The sequence below is a fragment of the Cryobacterium sp. Y50 genome (assembly GCF_002929805.1).
Classification (GTDB): domain Bacteria; phylum Actinomycetota; class Actinomycetes; order Actinomycetales; family Microbacteriaceae; genus Cryobacterium.
The window spans coordinates 1-1,247 of the sequence record NZ_PJJM01000007.1 but is presented as its reverse complement, the minus strand read 5'-3'; the positions used below and the strand labels follow the sequence as shown (position 1 = coordinate 1,247).

The following is a 1,247-nucleotide window of genomic DNA, read 5'->3' as shown; positions in this document are numbered from 1 at the left end:
GGGACTGCTGAAGGTTTAGTTGACACCTGACTTGCTGGAATTCGGTTCCGGCAGTGGAAGGATCAACACCATGACCCGAAAGACCTACCCGCTCGAATTCAAGCTCGATGCAGTCGCGTTGACCCGCGAGAACGGCGCCCATCTGGCCCAAGTCGCGAAGGATCTCGGGGTTGCGAAAACGACGCTGTTGAACTGGGTGCGGAAAGCCGAAAAAGGTGACAGTCCGCGGCCCAGCCTGAGCCAGGCGGACATGTCCGAGTTGCGGGAGCTGCGTCGGCGTAACAAGCTGTTGGAGCAAGAAGCGGAAGTCATGCGGCGGGCGGTGGGATACCTCTCTCGGGAGATCAACCCAAAATGATGTACCCGCTGGTCCGTGACCTTGCTGCGAAAGACGCCCGTATTCGGGTGCCTGTCGCGGTGGCCTGCCGGGTATTGCGCTTCTCCACTCAGGGCTTTTATGCCTGGATGAAAAACCCGGTCACGGATCGGGACTGGTCCGATGCGCACGTGACGAACGCTGCTGTCGATCTGCATGCCGAAGACCCTGCTTACGGCTACCGGTTCATTTCCGACGAGTTGCCCGCGCTGGGTATTACTGCGTCGGAGCGGCGGGTGTGGCGGCTCTGCTCCCAGCAGCGGTTGTGGTCGAGCTTCTCCAAGAAACGGGGTCTGAACCGGAAGGCCGGCCCGCCTGTGCACGATGACTTAGTGGAACGGGTGCTCACCGCGACACGGCTGAATCAGCTGTGGCTGACTGATGTCACCGAGCATTGGACTGACGAGGGCAAACTTTATCTTTGCGCGATCAAGGACGTGCGATCGAACAAAATCGTTGGTTATTCCATCGATGACCGGATGAAAGCAAGCCTGGCGGTGGCCGCGCTGAACTACGCGATCAAGGCTCGACCACACGCGGGCACCATTGTGCACTCGGATCGTGGATCGCAATTTCGTTCCCGAGCGTTCGTGAAGACATTGGCCGATAACGGGATGAAAGGCTCGATGGGCAGAGTCGGCGCGTGCGCGGATAACGCGGCGATGGAATCGTTTTTTGCTCTGTTGCAAAAGAACGTGCTGAACCGGCACCGGTGGTCAACGAAGCAGCAACTTCGCCTCGCGATCGTGCTCTGGATCGAGGGAAGTTATCACCGTAAACGACGCCAACGTCGACTCGGTCGCCTGACGCCGATCGAGTTTGAAATAATGGACCAACCGGCCTCACTCGCGGCCTAAATGAAGTGTCAACT

General features: G+C 58.7%; 1 protein-coding gene. It reads left to right on the top strand.

All coding sequences use genetic code 11. The features are described from left to right. Nucleotides 1-70 precede the first annotated feature (70 nt). A protein-coding gene (locus CXY73_RS00040) for an IS3 family transposase (RefSeq protein WP_104176383.1) occupies nt 71-1,233 on the top strand; the annotation gives its coding sequence in 2 pieces (ribosomal slippage) (nt 71-344 and nt 344-1,233; 1,164 coding nt in all). Nucleotides 1,234-1,247: the final 14 nt, after the last annotated feature.